Source organism: Mixta intestinalis (assembly GCF_009914055.1).
Taxonomy (GTDB): Bacteria; Pseudomonadota; Gammaproteobacteria; order Enterobacterales; family Enterobacteriaceae; genus Mixta; species Mixta intestinalis.
The window spans coordinates 1,739,957-1,756,756 of record NZ_CP028271.1 but is presented as its reverse complement, the minus strand read 5'-3'; the positions used below and the strand labels follow the sequence as shown (position 1 = coordinate 1,756,756).

15 protein-coding genes are annotated in these 16,800 nt (G+C 52.0%); 12 read left to right on the top strand and 3 right to left on the bottom strand.

All coding sequences use genetic code 11. The annotated features are described in order from the left end of the window. Position 1: 1 nt before the first annotated feature. The 5 genes from cheY (at position 2) to flhE (ending at position 4,850) form a co-directional block, all read left to right on the top strand. Positions 2-391, top strand: coding sequence for a chemotaxis response regulator CheY (gene cheY, locus C7M51_RS08340; protein WP_104957647.1), 390 nt, complete (start codon positions 2-4; stop codon positions 389-391). Between the two features lie 9 nt (positions 392-400). After that, positions 401-1,045, top strand: a complete 645-nt coding sequence (gene cheZ / locus C7M51_RS08335) for a protein phosphatase CheZ (protein WP_160621371.1) — start codon at positions 401-403, stop codon at positions 1,043-1,045. A gap of 184 nt (positions 1,046-1,229) precedes the next feature. After that, positions 1,230-2,381, top strand: a complete 1,152-nt coding sequence (flhB, locus tag C7M51_RS08330; protein WP_160621370.1) for a flagellar biosynthesis protein FlhB — start codon at positions 1,230-1,232, stop codon at positions 2,379-2,381. Then, entirely contained in the window at positions 2,374-4,458 is a 2,085-nt protein-coding gene (gene flhA / locus C7M51_RS08325; protein ID WP_160621369.1) for a flagellar biosynthesis protein FlhA, read from the top strand. Before flhB ends, flhA begins: the two co-directional genes overlap by 8 nt. Continuing rightward, the gene (gene flhE, locus C7M51_RS08320) at positions 4,458-4,850 is read left to right on the top strand and encodes a flagellar protein FlhE (RefSeq protein ID WP_160621368.1); all 393 of its coding nucleotides are present in this window, start codon (positions 4,458-4,460) and stop codon (positions 4,848-4,850) included. The genes flhA and flhE overlap by 1 nt, the downstream gene beginning before the upstream one ends. 546 nt (positions 4,851-5,396) lie before the next feature. Here the strand turns inward: flhE and argS are convergent. Beyond that, a complete protein-coding gene (gene argS / locus C7M51_RS08315; RefSeq protein WP_160623603.1) occupies positions 5,397-7,130 on the bottom strand; it encodes an arginine--tRNA ligase in 1,734 nt (577 codons plus the stop codon). Positions 7,131-7,334: 204 nt separating this feature from the next. Then, positions 7,335-7,457 (bottom strand): hypothetical protein, encoded by a 123-nt coding sequence (locus tag C7M51_RS22595; protein ID WP_280115545.1) that lies wholly within the window; start codon positions 7,455-7,457, stop codon positions 7,335-7,337. Positions 7,458-7,767: 310 nt separating this feature from the next. Between C7M51_RS22595 and C7M51_RS08310 the strand changes: the two genes are divergently transcribed. From C7M51_RS08310 to C7M51_RS08295, 4 genes are all read left to right on the top strand, one after another. Continuing rightward, positions 7,768-8,331 carry a VOC family protein gene (locus C7M51_RS08310; RefSeq protein ID WP_160621367.1) on the top strand — a complete coding sequence of 188 codons (564 nt, stop codon included), beginning with the start codon at positions 7,768-7,770 and terminating at the stop codon, positions 8,329-8,331. Between the two features lie 164 nt (positions 8,332-8,495). Further along, a complete protein-coding gene (gene cutC, locus C7M51_RS08305; RefSeq protein WP_160621366.1) occupies positions 8,496-9,248 on the top strand; it encodes a copper homeostasis protein CutC in 753 nt (250 codons plus the stop codon). Between the two features lie 938 nt (positions 9,249-10,186). Continuing rightward, positions 10,187-11,185: a dicarboxylate transporter/tellurite-resistance protein TehA gene (gene tehA / locus C7M51_RS08300; protein WP_160621365.1), complete on the top strand. Its 999-nt coding sequence runs from the start codon at positions 10,187-10,189 to the stop codon at positions 11,183-11,185. 383 nt (positions 11,186-11,568) lie between these two features. Continuing rightward, entirely contained in the window at positions 11,569-12,021 is a 453-nt protein-coding gene (locus C7M51_RS08295) for a hypothetical protein (protein WP_160621364.1), read from the top strand. A 1,054-nt stretch (positions 12,022-13,075) separates the two neighbouring features. Here C7M51_RS08295 and C7M51_RS08290 read toward each other — a convergent pair. Beyond that, on the bottom strand, positions 13,076-13,678 hold the full coding sequence (locus tag C7M51_RS08290) for a LexA family transcriptional regulator (RefSeq protein ID WP_160621363.1): 603 nt from the start codon (positions 13,676-13,678) through the stop codon (positions 13,076-13,078). A gap of 172 nt (positions 13,679-13,850) precedes the next feature. Here C7M51_RS08290 and C7M51_RS08285 point away from each other — a divergent pair, with 172 nt between their 5' ends. From C7M51_RS08285 to C7M51_RS08275, 3 genes are all read left to right on the top strand, one after another. Beyond that, positions 13,851-14,321 (top strand): glycoside hydrolase family protein, encoded by a 471-nt coding sequence (locus C7M51_RS08285; protein WP_160621362.1) that lies wholly within the window; start codon positions 13,851-13,853, stop codon positions 14,319-14,321. Continuing rightward, positions 14,318-14,602, top strand: a complete 285-nt coding sequence (locus C7M51_RS08280; protein ID WP_244323809.1) for a DUF7940 domain-containing protein — start codon at positions 14,318-14,320, stop codon at positions 14,600-14,602. The genes C7M51_RS08285 and C7M51_RS08280 overlap by 4 nt, the downstream gene beginning before the upstream one ends. A 127-nt stretch (positions 14,603-14,729) precedes the next feature. Continuing rightward, complete coding sequence (locus C7M51_RS08275) at positions 14,730-16,415, top strand: hypothetical protein (protein ID WP_160621361.1); 1,686 nt, start codon at positions 14,730-14,732, stop codon at positions 16,413-16,415. The last annotated feature ends 385 nt before the right edge of the window (positions 16,416-16,800 follow it).

Here is a 16,800-nt window from a genome sequence, read left to right as displayed (position 1 = left end):
TATGGCTGACAAGAATATGCGCTTTTTGGTGGTGGACGATTTCAATACGATGCGTCGTATCGTCCGTAACCTGCTGAAAGAGCTGGGCTTCAATAACGTTGAAGAAGCGGAAGATGGTGCTGATGCGCTGACCAAACTGCGCGCAGGCGGGTTCGATTTCGTCATTTCCGACTGGAACATGCCGAATATGGATGGTCTGCAACTGCTGCAAACCATCCGCGCCGACGCCACGCTGGGCAAGCTGCCGGTGCTGATGGTAACCGCCGAGGCGAAGAAAGAGAACATTATTGCTGCCGCACAGGCTGGTGCCAGCGGCTATGTCGTTAAACCTTTTACCGCAGCGACCCTGGAAGAGAAGTTAGGTAAGATCTTCGAAAAATTAGGTATGTAAGGAGACGTGATGAGCGAACTTACGAAACCAGCGACCGATGCGGCTTCGGCGCAAGATATTATCTCACGCATCGGCTCCCTGACGCGTATGCTGCGTGACAGCCTGCGCGAGCTGGGGCTGGATCAGGCGATTGCGGAAGCGGCGGAAGCGATTCCCGACGCCCGTGACCGCCTTGATTACGTGGTGCAGATGACGGCGCAGGCGGCTGAGCGGGCGCTGAACTGCGTCGAAGCGTCGCAGCCGCGTCAGGAGGCGCTGGAAAGCGGTGCTAAAGATCTAAAAACGCGCTGGGATGCCTGGTTTGAAAACCCTATTGAGCTGGCGGACGCGCGCGTGCTGGTTTCGGATACGCGCGATTATCTGGCTATCGTGCCGGAACACACCTCCTTTACCAATGCGCAGCTGCTCGACATTATGATGGCGCAGGATTTTCAGGATCTGACCGGTCAGGTGATTAAACGCATGATGGATGTGATCCAGGAGATTGAGCGCCAGCTGTTAATGGTGCTGCTGGAAAATATGCCGGAAGCGAACGCGCGCCAGAAGCGGGAAGAAAATAGCCTGCTGAACGGCCCGCAGATCAACGCCGCCGCGCCGGGCGTGGTAGCGAACCAGGATCAGGTTGACGATCTGCTTGATAGTCTGGGTTTTTAAGTACAAGGCCGCCATTCGTTAACCAGCGCGGCGGCCTGCTGTTTTACGTAGCGGACTGGCATTACGTCAGCCCGCCGCGTCCATTCCCGAAATAACCCCTGTTTCACCCTGCTACTCGGCGCATTAAAACCTGCCGCTTTTGGCAACCTATGCTGCATTCCCATTCCGGCGCAGGTTTTGCAACGTGGCTGAAGAGAGCGACGAGGAAAAAACAGAATCCCCCACACCCCACCGACTTGAGAAAGCGCGGAAAGAGGGACAGATCCCGCGCTCGCGCGAGCTGACGTCGCTGCTGATGCTGGTGGCGGGGCTGCTGATCCTCTGGATGGGCGGCGAGCCGATGGCACGCCAGCTGGCAGACATGGTCGCTTCCGGCTTTAGCTTCGATCACCGGCTGATCAACGATCCGGGCCAGATAGTACGTCACGTCAGTCGTTTGCTGGGTCAGGCGGTCTGGGCGCTGCTGCCGATGATGGGTGGCCTGGTGCTGGTGGCTATCGCCGCGCCGATGCTGCTTGGCGGGATGGTGCTGAGCGGTAAATCGATCGCGTTTAATTTCGGCAAACTCAATCCGCTGAGCGGCCTGAAGCGCATGGTCTCCTCACAGACCTGGGCCGAGCTGTTGAAAGCGGTGCTGAAGGCGGCGCTGGTTGGCTCGGTGGCGGGCTGGTATGTCTGGGCAAAATGGCCGGAGATGCTGCGGCTGATTACCGAGTCACCTTTTGACGCGCTGGCGCACGGCCTGAATATGGTGGCGGTGTGCTGCTTTCTGGTGGTGCTGGGGCTGGTGCCGATGGTCGGTTTTGATGTTTTCTGGCAGCTGTTCAGCCATTTCAAAAAGCTGCGTATGTCGCGTCAGGAGATTCGCGATGAGCATAAAGAGATGGAGGGCGATCCGCACGTTAAAGGGCGTATTCGCCAGGCGATGCGCGCCGCCGCCCGTCGCCGCATGATGGCCGATGTGCCGAAGGCGGATGTGATCGTCACCAACCCGACGCACTATTCGGTGGCGTTGCAGTATGACGAGAAGAAGATGAGCGCGCCGAAGGTGCTGGCGAAAGGCGCTGGCGACGTGGCGCTGAGAATTCGCGAGCTGGGTAAAACGCACCGTGTACCCATTCTGGAAGCGCCGCCGCTGGCGCGTGCGCTATATCGCCACAGTGAAATCGGTCAGCACATTCCGGGGGCGCTTTACGCGGCGGTAGCCGAGGTGCTGGCCTGGGTATGGCAGCTGAAACGCTGGAAGCGTGAAGGCGGGCTGATACCGAAGAAACCTCAACGTTTGCCGGTCCCGGCTGAACTGGACTTTGCAGGAGAAACACGATCCGATGGCTAATCTGGCCGCTTTACTTCGCTTACCGGGTAACATGAAAGATTCGCAGCTGAAGGTGCTGGCTGGCCCGCTGCTGATTCTGATGATCCTGTCGATGATGGTGCTGCCGCTGCCGCCCTTTATCCTCGATCTGCTGTTTACCTTTAATATCGCGCTTTCCATTATGGTGCTGCTGGTGGCAATGTTCACCCAGCGCACGCTGGAGTTCGCGGCGTTTCCTACCATTCTGCTGTTTTCTACCCTGCTGCGTCTGGCGCTGAACGTCGCCTCAACGCGTGTGATTTTGCTGGAGGGGCATACTGGTGCGGCAGCGGCGGGGCGTGTGGTGGAAGCCTTTGGGCACTTCCTGGTTGGCGGCAACTTCGCCATTGGTATCGTGGTATTTATTATTCTGATCATCATTAACTTTATGGTGATTACCAAAGGTGCCGGACGTATTGCCGAAGTGGGCGCGCGTTTTGTACTGGACGGTATGCCTGGCAAGCAGATGGCGATCGATGCCGATCTGAACGCCGGTTTGATCGGCGAGGAGGAGGCGAAGAAGCGCCGCGCTGAGGTCACTCAGGAGGCGGATTTTTACGGCTCAATGGACGGTGCCAGTAAGTTTGTTCGTGGTGACGCCATCGCGGGCATTATGATCATGATTATTAACGTGGTCGGCGGCCTGCTGGTGGGCGTGGTGCAGCACGGTATGCCGCTCGGCGCGGCGGCAGAGAGCTATACGCTGTTGACCATCGGTGACGGTCTGGTGGCGCAGATCCCGGCGCTGGTGATTTCCACCGCGGCGGGCGTGATCGTGACGCGCGTCAGTACCGAGCAGGATGTGGGCGAGCAGATGGTGAACCAGCTGTTCAGTAACCCACGCGTGATGATGCTGAGCGCAGGCGTGCTGGGTCTGCTGGGTCTGGTGCCGGGCATGCCGAACCTGGTCTTTTTGCTGTTTACCGCCGCGCTGCTGGGTCTGGCCTGGTGGCAGCGTGGGCGCGAGATGCAGCCGAAGCTCGCCGTGCCGTCGTCGATGCCGCGCGCGCAGGAGAGCGCCGCTACGGTGGAAGCCACCTGGGGCGATGTGCAGCTGGAAGATTCGCTGGGGATGGAGGTGGGTTATCGCCTGATCCCGATGGTGGATCAGCAGCAGAACGGCGAGCTGCTGGGACGTATCCGCAGTATTCGTAAGAAGTTCGCGCAGGAGATGGGCTTTTTGCCGCCGGTGGTGCATATTCGCGACAATATGGATTTGCCTGCCGCACGCTATCGTATTTTGATGAAGGGCGTGGAGATCGGCAGCGGCGATGCTTACCCTGGGCGCTGGATGGCGATTAACCCCGGCACTGCCGCCGGGAGTTTGCCCGGTGAAACTACGGTCGATCCGGCGTTTGGTCTGGCCGCCGTCTGGATTGACAGCGCGCTGAAGGAGCAGGCGCAGATTCAGGGCTTTACCGTGGTAGAGGCCAGTACGGTGGTGGCGACGCATCTTAATCATCTGATCGGCCAGTACGCCAGTGAGCTGTTTGGGCGTCAGGAGGCACAGCAGCTGTTGGATCGCGTGAGTCAGGAGATGCCGAAACTGACAGAGGATCTGGTGCCGGGCGTGATTTCACTGACCACGCTGCATAAGGTGTTGCAGAATTTGCTGGCGGAGCGGGTGTCGATTCGCGATATGCGCACCATTATTGAGACGCTGGCGGAGCATGCGCCGGTGCAGAGCGATCCTTATGAGTTGACGACGGTGGTGCGCGTGGCGCTGGGCCGTGCTATTACGCAGCAGTGGTTTCCCGGCAGCGGCGAGGTGCAGGTGATCGGTCTGGATGCGACGCTGGAGCGGCTGTTGTTGCAGGCGTTGCAGGGCGGCGGCGGGCTGGAGCCGGGGCTGGCGGATCGTTTGTTGGATCAGGCGCAGCGTGCACTGCAAAATCAGGAGATGCTGGGCGCGCCGCCGGTGCTGTTGGTGAATCATCCGTTGCGGGCGTTGCTGGCGCGTTTTCTGCGCCGCAATCTGCCGCAGCTGGCGGTGCTTTCTAATATGGAGCTGACCGATAACCGTCAGATTCGTATGACGGCGACGATTGGAGGTCAGTGATGCGGGTGTTGTTGGCGTTGGCGCTGTTGTTGCCGCTGGTGGCGCAGGCGACGGGCGGCGCGTGGCAGGGCAGCGCCGTGGGCGTGGCGTTGAGTAATCGTGGCGTTGAGGCCGCTTCCGCGCCGGTTTCGCCGCCGGAGTCGATTTCCGGTGTGATGACGCTGATTTACTGGCGTTTTGAGTTGACCGGCCCGCAGCCTGCGGGGTTGCAGGTTAAGCTTTGTTCGAGTACCCGCTGTACGCCGATTGAGGGAGCGAGCGGCTCGACGCGCGGGCTGACGAATGTTCCGGCGGGCGATACGTTGCGTTTTATTTATAGCGTCCCAGGGCAGGGACGGCTGTTTCCGGTGCTGCGGGTGCGTAGTAATCAGGTGATGGTGAATTATCAATAAGTCAGGCCGTGTTGGGGGGATGGGATTCGTACCGAGCCGGTTATCGCAAGATCTGAATCGAGCCGTTTGTGATGACATTTTAACCGTGGCGGTATAACAAGGTTTGTATTGTGCCGGTCGCAGGAGGGGTAACCCGTTCGGCGGGACGGCATAAACCCGTCCCTGGGGCCTCCGCCCGCGCCTTCCCTGGCGCGGGAGGCCCGCCTCATCGTGCTACCCCTCCCGCTTCCCATAGATCGGCGCTGCCGTAACTTAACTGTTAGTTTCTGAAATTGGTCTCGAAAGCTAACCGGGCGGCGGCAAATATCCACAAAAGCTGAAGCCGGGAGAGGAGAGGCTGCGAAGTAAAGCTTCCGCGTCAGGGATGACGCGGCAGAGCCTCCAGGGATGGATTTACGGCGTCTTTACGTAGCGGCCTTTCTCTCCACAGGCAGGCGCAATACCTACGCCAGCCTCAGAGTCCGCCGCAATTAATCCCAAAGCCGGCCAAATAAAAATCCACGCCGAAGCGTGGATTCAATAACCTGATTTAGCGTTAAAACGAGTTTACATACGCTCAACCGTCTCAATACCCAACGTATCCAGACCCTGCTTCAGCGTTCTTGCCGTCAGCAGCGCCAGCTTCAGGCGGCTCTGACGTACCGCTTCATCTTCCGCTGACAGAATCGGACAGTGTTCATAGAAACCGGAGAACAGACCAGCCAGATCGTACAGATAAGCACACATCACGTGCGGCGTGCCGTCACGTGCAACCTGGGTAATCGTCTCTTCAAACTGCAACAGACGAGCCGCCAACTGTGCTTCGCGAGGATCGAGCAGCTGAATCTTGCCTGCCAGCGCTGCGGTCTCATCAATACCTGCCTTACGGAACACCGACAGCACACGCGTATAGGCGTACTGCATATACGGCGCGGTATTACCTTCAAAGGCCAGCATATTATCCCAGTCGAAAATATAATCGGTAGTGCGGCTCTTCGACAGATCGGCATATTTCACCGCGCCGATACCAACGATATTCGCCAGCTTGCGCAGCTCATCGGCATCCATATCCGGGTTCTTCTCTGAAACCAGTGCCGTGGCGCGTTCCACCGCTTCATCCAGCAGATCGGAAAGCTTAATGGTGCCGCCGCTGCGAGTCTTAAACGGACGTCCATCTTTACCCAGCATCATGCCGAACATATGGTGTTCCAGCGGCACCGATTCCGGCACGTAACCCGCTTTGCGCACGATGGTCCACGCCTGCATCAGATGTTGATGCTGACGGGAATCGATGTAGTAAAGCACACGATCGGCGTGCAGCTGCTCATAACGATATTTCGCGCAGGCGATATCCGTTGTGGTATAGAGATAGCCGCCATCCTTCTTCTGAATGATGACGCCCATCGGTTCGCCTTCCTTATTCTTAAACTCATCAAGGAAAACAACGGTGGCACCTTCACTCTCTACCGCCAGCCCTTTGGCCTTCAAATCGGCAACGATGCCTGGCAGCATATCGTTATACAGGCTCTCGCCCATCACATCTTTACGCGTCAGCGTCACGTTCAGACGATCATAAATCGTCTGGTTCTGCGTCATGGTGATATCGACCAGCTTTTTCCACATGGTACGGCAATATTCATCGCCGCCCTGCAGCTTCACCACGTAACCGCGCGCACGTTCGGCGAACGCTTCATCTTCATCGTAGGTCTTTTTCGCTTCGCGATAAAACGTTTCCAGATCGGAAAGGGCAATCGCTTCATGATGCTCGCGCTGCTGTTTTTCCAGATAGGCGATCAGCATACCGAACTGAGTACCCCAGTCGCCGACGTGGTTGGCACGAATAACGTGATGGCCGAGGAACTCCAGCGTGCGGGCCGCCGCATCACCGATAATCGTTGAGCGTACGTGTCCCACGTGCATCTCTTTCGCCACGTTTGGCGCAGAGTAGTCAATCACGATGGTTTCCGCCTCTACCGGCGTCACGTTCAGACGCGGCGAAGCGAGGGCGCTTTCGGCCTGCTGTGCCAGCCATTCCGGTGCAAGGAAAATGTTAATGAAGCCCGGACCGGCGATTTCAACTTTGCTGGCAATGCCGTCCAGCGCGAGATGCTGCACAACCTGCTCGGCCAGCTGGCGTGGTTGCTGCCCCAGTTTCTTCGCCACCGCCATAATGCCATTGGCCTGGTAATCGCCAAACTGGACTCTGGCCGACTGACGAACCATAGGTTCGCAATCTGCTGGCGCGCCAACGGCGATCATCGCCTGACTAACTTTTTCGGAAAGGAGAGCCTGAATATTCACCGAGTTACCTTCATCTGTCTGCATTGCCCGCCGCGTTGCGGTTACGGGCACGATCGTCACGACGCCTGACAGCCTGGCAGGTTGCTGTACAATAGCGCCGGGGGAAAAAAGAAGGGGAGAAGTATACTTGATTTGGAGGAAGGCGTCAGCAGCCCCAACGGGCGGAAACACGGCTGAGTATGTTTCCGCCGGGGTGAAAAAAGGTTAGCGGCGGCGAAAGTGTCTGTATGGATTGCTTACCGTTTTTTCATTACGCACCTTCCAGTGGCGGGAGATAGCAAACCCCATCAGCGCGATAAGAACTGCAATAATAATGAGTTTAAACATATAGCCATTCCTTGTGTGATGGTTCGGGTAAATTTATAAGAAAGGCTTAGGAGCCGCAATTGTTGCTCTGTCCAATTAGGAATTACCTTAAGCCTGAAACAAACGTAATGGAAAACATTAACTTAATGGTGTTTTTATAAAATATTTTTTGGTCTTGTACCGTGCTAAACTGGACATTAATACGATAAATTACGTTAATTTATCAAGAAAATTAAACTTAAAGAGTTATTTTATAACTATCAATGGCCTTGTGATTGCGGTCGCATGGCGCAAATACTTTAGAAAAATTGTATAAATGTGAGGGCTAATTGTGCCGTTCAGGAATAATCTGGAAGCGCTTTCTGACCTGGCAGAAGACCTGCCGCGTTTCGAACAACAGCTGCTTGAGTTAGCGGAAAGGTTGGGATTGACGCTGGAAGGGCGGGAAGCCGACCATATTTCGCTGCGTTGTCACCAGAACGCCACGGCGGAACGCTGGAAGCAGGGGCTGATGCAGGTAGGGCATCTGTTCTCAGAAAAGATGATCAACGGACGACCTATCTGTTTATTCGAGCTGCATACGCCGATAAAAGTAGGTCCGTGGCGCATCAGCGTGGTTGAGCTGCCCTGGCCGGGTCAAAAGCTTTACCGGCATGAAGGCTGGGAACACGTTGAGATAGTGCTGCGTGGCGATCCACAAACGCTGGGCGCGCGGGCGATGGCTCTGTTATCCGACAGCGGTCTGCTCCAGCCCGGCATCTCGTTTAAAACCAGCGCGCCGCAGGGAGAGGGCGAACGCCTGCCAAATCCGACGCTGGCGGTAACCGATGGGCAAATCACCATTAAATTTCATCCGTGGAGCATTCAGGAGATCGTGGCCAGCGAGCAGGCGTAACCCTAATGTCACCTGTTTTTGCCACTTCAGCCTGGCGCTGTGATGGCGGTCTATCCATAGATCGAAATTGAATGCCATGATTAGTCTTCTCATTATACTGCCCTGCAAACTGAGCCCAACGGAAATCAGGAAACCAGCCAGCAGTCATTAAACAGGAGGATGAAATGGTTAAACTGGAAGTATGCTGCTACGGAGTGGACTGTGCGGTTGTTGCGCAGGAAGCGGGTGCCGATCGGGTTGAGCTATGTGCGTCACCGAAAGAGGGCGGGTTGACGCCTTCCTTCGGTATGTTGCAGGCGGCGCGGGCGCAGCTTCACATACCTGTTCATCCCATTGTTCGTCCACGCGGCGGCGATTTTTGCTACAGCGCAAGTGAATTTGCTGCGATGAAATCTGATGTGGCGATGATTCGCGAGCTGGGCTTTCCGGGAGTTGTGTTCGGTATGCTGGACGCTGATGCGCATATAGATATCAGTAAGATGCGCGAGATTATGCTGCTGTGTGGCGATATGCAGGTCACATTTCACCGCGCCTTTGACCTCTGCCACAGCCCAAAACGCGCGCTGGAAACGTTGACCGGGCTGGGCGTTGCGCGCATTCTGACATCGGGACAGCAGCAGAGCGCCGAAAGCGGAATTGTACTGTTAAAGGAACTTACTGAGCTAAGTGACGGTCCAATCATTATGGCTGGTGCGGGCGTGCGGTTGAGCAACCTGCAAAAGTTCCTGGATGCCGGTATTCGTGAGCTGCATAGCTCCGCCGCGCAGCTGGTGGCGTCACCGATGCGCTACCGCAAAGCGGGCGTATCCATGAGCTCCGCCATTGAAACCGATGAGTTCAGCCGCCACTGTGTGGATGGCGATATGGTTGAGGCGATGAAAAGTTTTATGCAGTTGAACAGGGTCCGGGTCGCCTGAGCCCAACAGTTTTTGCCGCGCAGCACGCCGTTCCTCAGACGTGATGTTTGCAAGTACCAAACCCCAGCCTCTTGTTGGGGTTTTTTTTATTCTATCGCCAGCCTGCGACGTTGCCTTCTTCTTGATGCGCTGACGGTTCCTTCTTTCGTTGCGGCCATACATTTCCCTTTGCGGACACGTTATTCCGTTCAGACGCCTCCTGGCACAGCATTATTTATGCACAATTTCGCTCTTGTTACGGCATTTCCGATTAATGACCTGGTAAAGACAGGGTTAATTTGTTTCTATTAATTTGCCAGTAAATAATATTCTCAAATGGAATTATACGTGTCGATCATCAGTTCTTTCTTTAACTGATAGTTTAATGTTTCAACATTAAACAGGGATAACTTATTATCAGCTTAACAGGACATTATAAAGCAACGCTTTATCATGAGAAAAATGTCGTTAATATCGTAAAAGGAAAGTGAAAAAACCATTGGGTAAACGTCAGGTTCATGTAATCATTTGATTTAAAATTGAATTTTTTAGCCGGGCGGCAACATGGGTTTATTTTCCAGTTATTTTTGGTATTCAATTCAGTGTTATCCTGAGCGGTTGATCTGTTTTTCAGTAGTTTTTCTTTTGCCTGCCAGCTTCCTTACGCTTCCATAAACCCGTTCAAAATATCGTTCTGATTAGATTTTTCCTAACACAATTAGCCAGTTACAACTTATTAAAAAATAATTAATGAGAGATTTTTTTGTTGGCTTACAGAGGCGTATAATTGCCGCTGATGCTGTTTTTTTCTGCATCAGACAGGGTAAAATCAGAATAAAGTAATATTATTTACTACTAAATAATGAGTGCGGAAAGATATTATTTTATTATGATCGCTGATGAAATGTTAATTTTTGTTCGGCCGCATGGCATATTGGGCGGTAAAAGGTAAATATCTTATGAGGCAACAAAGCCTGCGGGGGCATATCAATCTCCCGGCCAGCTATTTTGGTATGGTATTGGGTATCATCGGAACAGGCTTTGCCTGGCGTTATGCAGCAACGATTTGGCCAGTTTCGGTGCTGCCGGGGGTAGTATTAATTAGCCTGGCGGTAGTCGTATGGGCGCTGCTGGCCGGTTTCTTTATTGTGCGTTTGATCCGTCACCCTGAGGCGGTGCTGGATGAGGTGCGTCATCCGTTAAAGGGCAGCTTTGTAAGCCTGTTTCCTGCGACAACGATGCTGGTTTCAATTGGCGTTACACCCTGGTCACGCCTTCCTGGCGAAGCGCTGTTTATGACTGGCGCTGTGATACAGCTGGGATATGCTGCCTGGCAGGGGGCCGGTTTGTGGCGGGGTGCTCATCCCGCGACGGCGACAACGCCGGGCCTCTATCTCCCTACCGTAGCGAATAACTTTATTAGCGCTATGGCCTGCGGTGCGCTGGGCTATCACGATATTGGTATTCTGTTCCTGGGCGCTGGCATATTTTCATGGCTTAGCCTTGAACCTGCCATACTGCATCGGTTACGCAGTCACGGTGAAATGCCGCTGGCGATACGCCCGGCGTTAGGTATCCAGATGGCTCCGGCGTTTGTTGCCTGTAGCGCCTGGCTTAGCGTTAACGGCGGGGAAGTTGACGTGCTGGCGAAGATGCTGTTTGGCTACGGTCTTTTACAGCTGCTGTTTATGATTCGTCTTATTCCGTGGTATGCCAGCCAGCCTTTTAACGCCTCATTCTGGAGTTTTTCATTCGGTGTTTCTTCGTTGGCAAATACGGCGCTTCATTTGGGACACAGCGCTCCCGGTGGCGCATTATACGATCTTTCCATCCCGCTTTTTATTCTGGCAAATCTTGTTATTGCCTTACTGATTATTCGCACGTTGTGGCTTCTGTTACAGGGGAAATTACTGGTGCGAGCAGAGCCATCATCGCCTGAGCCGCTAAAAAATAGCTAAATGAATCACTGATTTTTATATGTCCTTTCAGCCTCGCTTTCGCGGGGCTTTTTTACTCTGCCTTCGCTTTACGTTCAGTTAATAATCAGGCTGCTAATATAACCAGCCTTACCTTTCTGCCCATTTTAACTGGATAAACAACATTATAGCGGTAACTTCCATCTGTTTTCCGGGCTGATAGTTGCATTCTCTGCCGATTGTTTTTCTTTCCTGGTTAATTGTATCGCTGTCGTAGCAGTTATCAACGAGCGGGATATCATAGTTAATGTCACGTATTAAGATTATTCTCAGATTGTTCATTTGTGTTATTGTATAATCGTCACCAGCGTTGATGATTTCAGCTAATGACAGTACCTGATATGGAAACCTGAGGCGTGACTAAGATGAAAAGCAGGGTAGCAGGAGCGGTAATTGCGATAATGATATTAGCCGTAGCGGGATGCAAAGAAGAGGAAGGCATCCACTTTGTTAAAAATCCCGATAGTCCCGGTGAAGTGTTAACGCCCCCCGGCTGGGCCAGCATAGCGCGTGAAGAACTGCAAAGCGCACTTTCGATGAGCATTTTTACTGCCAGATGCAAATTGTTATATCGCAACAGCCGCTGGTTTGTTGGCTGTAAGCCAGTAAAAGCTGAGACGCCAGTGACCTTATATTCGATCAAAGAAAACGAGGCGTTAAAGGACAGTTTTACCGCCACGGCCTTTAACCAGCGAGCCAGACAATATACCCGTCAAAATGTGTTGCTGCGACAGATCGTGGTTTCTGATGATACAGAGCAGTCGGCATTGATCGCCGAACGGCTACAGCAGGACTTTGCGGCTTTAAACGGCGCGTAAGTTTTTTTTCGGTCTTAACCTGACGCTGGCAAAACGGCGTTGAGCTTACCGCGTGTAACAACGGCTGCCTGCTGGTGGCTTGTGCCTTATAGCCGCTGATTGCCCGCACCTTTAAGTTGATAATTATCCTCGTTGTACGCTGCCGTTCTCATAACGGGCAGCTCACCCCTGTCAGTAAAATTTTCCTCCCATCTTTTTTGCTGGTTTTTCTGGCGATCGCTGTTTTGACGATTTTATTATTGGCGTTGCTATTAATTTTAATACCTTTGATTGTTCATTATTTAATCAAATGTGATGTGATCTTTATCAAATCCTCTGTTAACCGTCGCCATCATTGATAACTCTTTCTTACTACATAAGTACTGCTTGACCATAAGAGTTAGAAATCATTTTTTATTGTTTATGATAATTATGTTATTGATATTTAAATGTATTTATTGTGATGGGCTTTTTCTTTTACCATATGATTCTTTAACTTAGCTCATCCAGATTACGCCCTGTTAGCAGGTTCTTTGTTGTAATTATTTGATTTTATTGTTATTTAATGGAGACTGAAAGTCATTGCGACTACAACAGGAAAGAAATTCTGATGCTTAAGGGAAAAAATTTATAAATTTTTTCGCCTCTTTTTATCATTAAGCCGGCGTAATCAATTTTTGGAAAAAATGGTTAATTGACGCAAGGTTAGCGTATTGCCTGGCCCCGGCAAAGCGCGTGGCTCCTACGTTTAGCTATCAAAAATCTCCCCTCCTGCACGATTTTTTTCAGTAAACAAACTTGACTCTTTTTTAATAGCTAATAGTATTTTTAATAACAAAGGTTATGAAATGTGGTGAATGTGTTAACCGCCTCGTCAGCGAACTTATAAGCCGCATTCATGCTTCGAGGGGTTGTTGAAGCATAGTTAACCCACGGAACGGCGCTGTAGCGTCGATGGGGAGTTGGATAACTGACGGGCTGCGTAGCTGAAGAGGTTCGCCATGATTTATGTCTTATATCGTGTCGCCGGTGGGCAATACTGCGAAATCACCTTACCGGATGAAGATGTGGCGGCTTACCGGCGCAAATCACGGATTAAAAAGATAGCGACGCCGATAAGTTCGGCTGAAGAGGAGAGCTCTACTGCTGGCAAACGCGGGTCATCCACGGTTAAGAAGCCGTTGGACGGGCCTTCGAGATAGCGATAGACGCTGATGCGTTCGTTGACGCGGGCGATAACAAGGTCACCTGATTCCGGCGGAAGATCGGTATCAATGATGACGATACTGCCCGCAGTGGCTTCAGCACAACCGCTGTTTCGATCGATAAGGTAGGCTCGCCAGGTTTTTTTTGCGCGGATGCCATTAGGGGTGGTGACGGTTTCGCCGGTTTTACCGGCCAGCGTCCAGACAGGCACGTCACTGGCTGCGGGAGCTTGCGAAAAGCCTTCTTTGACTGAAGGCCCTTGCATCTCTCCCTGACCTTTGGCCAGCCATTCAACGTTAACGTTGAGGGCTGCCGCGATGTCGACCAGCTTACGCGAGCCGGCGGCCTGACCTTTCGTCAGACGCCAGATAGTCGGCTGAGAAACGCCGGATGCTTTTGCCAAAGCACCCTGCGTCATCCCGGCCATTGTCATCGCCATATTGAGCCGCGTAGCAAGAGAATCTGTTTTCATAAACGAAAATTTATAGCGTGCCGTATTGTTCGTCAAACACGCTTTGCTATGGCCTGAGTTTATACGTTTTGTTATGGATTCCCAGCATTATACATAACAGAACGAAAAGCACCAATGTACCAGAGCCAATTTTTAACAAGGTCACGGGGTAGCTGTAAAAAGGAGCGTAAAGATGAGCGAAATAATAAAAATTCTTAAATTTGAAGAGGGCTATCGGGCCAAACCTTATATCGATACGGAAGGTTTTCCGACCGTGGCTTACGGTATCAAACTTGGGCCACGCGGCTGCCCGATAGAGCACTATACCTTTACGGTTCCTGAAGCTGTAGGCAGTGCCTGGCTGGAAATCCTGTTAAATAATAACAGGTTACAGATGAATGGCATTCCGGTTATTGTCGATGCGCTTCAGCACTGTAACGAACCACGTAGCGATATTTTATACAGTATGGCATGGCAAATGGGCGTTGAAGGTTTGGCGGGCTTTAAAAATATGCTGGCCCTGATAGCACAAGAGAACTTCACCGCCGCTGCCAGCAGTATGTTGATGAGCAAGTGGGCACGGCAGACGCCCAACCGGGCGAAGCGTCATGCTGAAGTGATGCGTAGCGGCAGCTATGAAAGCTACAAAGGAGTAATCAAATGACCATGAAGCTAAAACTGGTAAAGGACTGGCCTGACTGGTGGCGCTGGCATTCTACGAAAGCGCTGGTGTTGCTGGGTCTGCTACCAACTGTCTGGCTTGAAATGCCGCCTGAGTGGAAAGCAATGATTCCAGCCAGCTGGCTACAGGCTGCTTCTTTCATCATCATGCTATTGGGAATGTTTTCCCGTATTACGCGACAAAAGGTGCCGCCGGGACAGCAAACCACGTCAGAAGATGGCGAGGTTGAAAATAACGATACTGAAAATAAACACCAGGGCTAAATAACAAAAACGGCAAAAAAATAATTTCCGTAATACAAGCGGAAAGGGAATTCCGCAACCTGAATCTGTGTGCTGAGTATTTTAACAAGGACTAAACCCTTTAATTATTTTATTCTGGAGGTTCATCATGGCTGTAACTACATCTTCGCAAAAAATCAGTGCTAATAGCGCAACCGATTATACCACTGATAATACCGCTGCCTTTCAGGCGCTGCTTAATAAAGAAAGATATGTCATCGTCGACACCATTATTAATCTTTCTGCGCAGATTAAAACTGCCTTTGAAGGGCAGATTATCGAAGGTGCCGAAACGGGTGAAATCCGGCCTATCGGCACGGCGATGAGTACTAAAGCGATGCTTGTGCTGAAACATCAACGCTGTCGGGTACGTAATTTAAAATCCACTAACCCACTCCTGCTGCAAAGCAATGCGTCGGGCAGCGCAGGAGGACGTCAGGGGACTATCGATATTCAGGCAGACTTCTGCGTGATTGAAGGCTGCACCATGATTAATCAGGTTAACGCGGTGATTGCCAGCACCATTCAGCGCGCTCACGGTTCGCGTATTATTGGTAATAACTTTCTTGATTGTCTTGGCGTTGGTCTTGAAGATCGTGGTGATGCGGTCAGCATCTGGGGTTCCGGCACGGTGATCGCCCATAATTATGCTTCCTGTAAAGATGGCACCGACGGGCGTATCGCCTTCCATGCTGAAGCGCCGGTAACCACCAACAGCGGACGCGCGGAGCTGGATGCGCAGCATATTATTATGGCGAATAACCTGGCCTATGGTCCTTTCCGTCGTCACTTTGTGATGGAGGGCATCAGTAACGGTAGCTCGATCGGTAACGTGTCGATCGGTGGGGCGACCTGGTGGGGCGAAGCCTATATCATGTGTACTAACGTTGTGGTGGAAAATACCATCAAATATACCCGTACCGCCAACGATACGCAGGGCAGCAACTGGGCACCAAAACGTGGGGCGATCTGCGTACAGAACTGGTCAAGTAACGTTAATATTCGTTCGACGGTGGTGATGGATGAAGGCTCGGTAGGGGATGGTTTTGTCCTCGATCGTTCTTCAACGGTACAGGGGGCGCATAAATTAACGCTACAGGTATCGATGGTGAATAAGGGGGATGCCAAAAACAACGGCTTTAACCTGGTTCCCTCAGAAGATATCCATCTGAATAACTGTTATGCCGAAGGCTTTGCGAATCTGATAAAAACATCGACCAGCAACTATAACAAGATCCTGATCACCGGCTGTCGTCTGATTGGGAACGGCACCGCCACGGGGATTCTTGTTCAGGGAGGAACGGGCGGTACGATCTCAATTAACCACAGTATTATTGATGTCGGCAGCAGCAGCTATGCGCTCAACCTGCCTAACCTGGCGAAGGTCCATATTACCAGTACAGGCTATGTGGCAGGTCAATATGCCGTTGGGTTGCAGAATATTACCGAGAAGTTTGTTATGAGTAACTGCTATAACCTTAACTCAGCCGTACCGCTGAGCGTGCGTTATACCAAAGTTAACTCCACCGGTGGTTTTGCCATTGCAACGCAAGGTGATGTGCCGGAGATTGAATGGTTGTTTAACGAAAACGACGGAATTACCTGTGGCTTTGTCTACTCGCAGGCACAGCTTAACTCCGCCACCTCAACGGTAAATACCGTTGGTAAGGCAATGGGGAAAATTGTCCTGGGCTACGGTGCGGATAAAAAACTGCGTTACTACTACGCAACGGCACCTGCTGCTAAAGGTTCATGGATCTCCTTTGATAATACCGAAACCGTAACGCCGGTATAATTTATCGGGCCTTGCCATCATGCAGGCGGGCCCGGTTTATTCTGGTGATATTTCTGTCGGGCCGGGTGGTAGCATTACTAAACCATCCGGCCTTATTGTTATCAGCCTGAAGGAGAGCGTATCGCCACGGTTTCGCTAAAGTAGGCGTGATATTGTCATCTGCCTGAAATAGCTATTTTACTATTATCTCAGGAAGCCAAAGGTGAGTTACAGATGTGCAGTCCGGCTGAAAGGGGAAAAAGAAATATTAAATGTGTTTTTAATAGTCACGTAAGAATAAAGCGTAATTTTATTATATTCACTGGCGTCACTAAACGGATGTACTGTTAAGATAAGGATGATAAAGAAAGCCACGGGCAACCGGACGTTGAGCTATAATACAGGC

Coding starts and splice junctions, on each gene's coding strand:
- cheY (WP_104957647.1), top strand. CDS start 2: ATGGCTGACAAGAATATGCGCTTTTTGGTGGTGGACGATTTCAATACG.
- cheZ (WP_160621371.1), top strand. CDS start 401: ATGAGCGAACTTACGAAACCAGCGACCGATGCGGCTTCGGCGCAAGAT.
- flhA (WP_160621369.1), top strand. CDS start 2,374: ATGGCTAATCTGGCCGCTTTACTTCGCTTACCGGGTAACATGAAAGAT.
- flhE (WP_160621368.1), top strand. CDS start 4,458: ATGCGGGTGTTGTTGGCGTTGGCGCTGTTGTTGCCGCTGGTGGCGCAG.
- C7M51_RS22595 (WP_280115545.1), bottom strand. CDS start 7,457: ATGTTTAAACTCATTATTATTGCAGTTCTTATCGCGCTGATGGGGTTT.
- cutC (WP_160621366.1), top strand. CDS start 8,496: ATGGTTAAACTGGAAGTATGCTGCTACGGAGTGGACTGTGCGGTTGTT.
- tehA (WP_160621365.1), top strand. CDS start 10,187: ATGAGGCAACAAAGCCTGCGGGGGCATATCAATCTCCCGGCCAGCTAT.
- C7M51_RS08295 (WP_160621364.1), top strand. CDS start 11,569: ATGAAAAGCAGGGTAGCAGGAGCGGTAATTGCGATAATGATATTAGCC.
- C7M51_RS08290 (WP_160621363.1), bottom strand. CDS start 13,678: ATGAAAACAGATTCTCTTGCTACGCGGCTCAATATGGCGATGACAATG.
- C7M51_RS08285 (WP_160621362.1), top strand. CDS start 13,851: ATGAGCGAAATAATAAAAATTCTTAAATTTGAAGAGGGCTATCGGGCC.
- C7M51_RS08280 (WP_244323809.1), top strand. CDS start 14,318: ATGACCATGAAGCTAAAACTGGTAAAGGACTGGCCTGACTGGTGGCGC.
- C7M51_RS08275 (WP_160621361.1), top strand. CDS start 14,730: ATGGCTGTAACTACATCTTCGCAAAAAATCAGTGCTAATAGCGCAACC.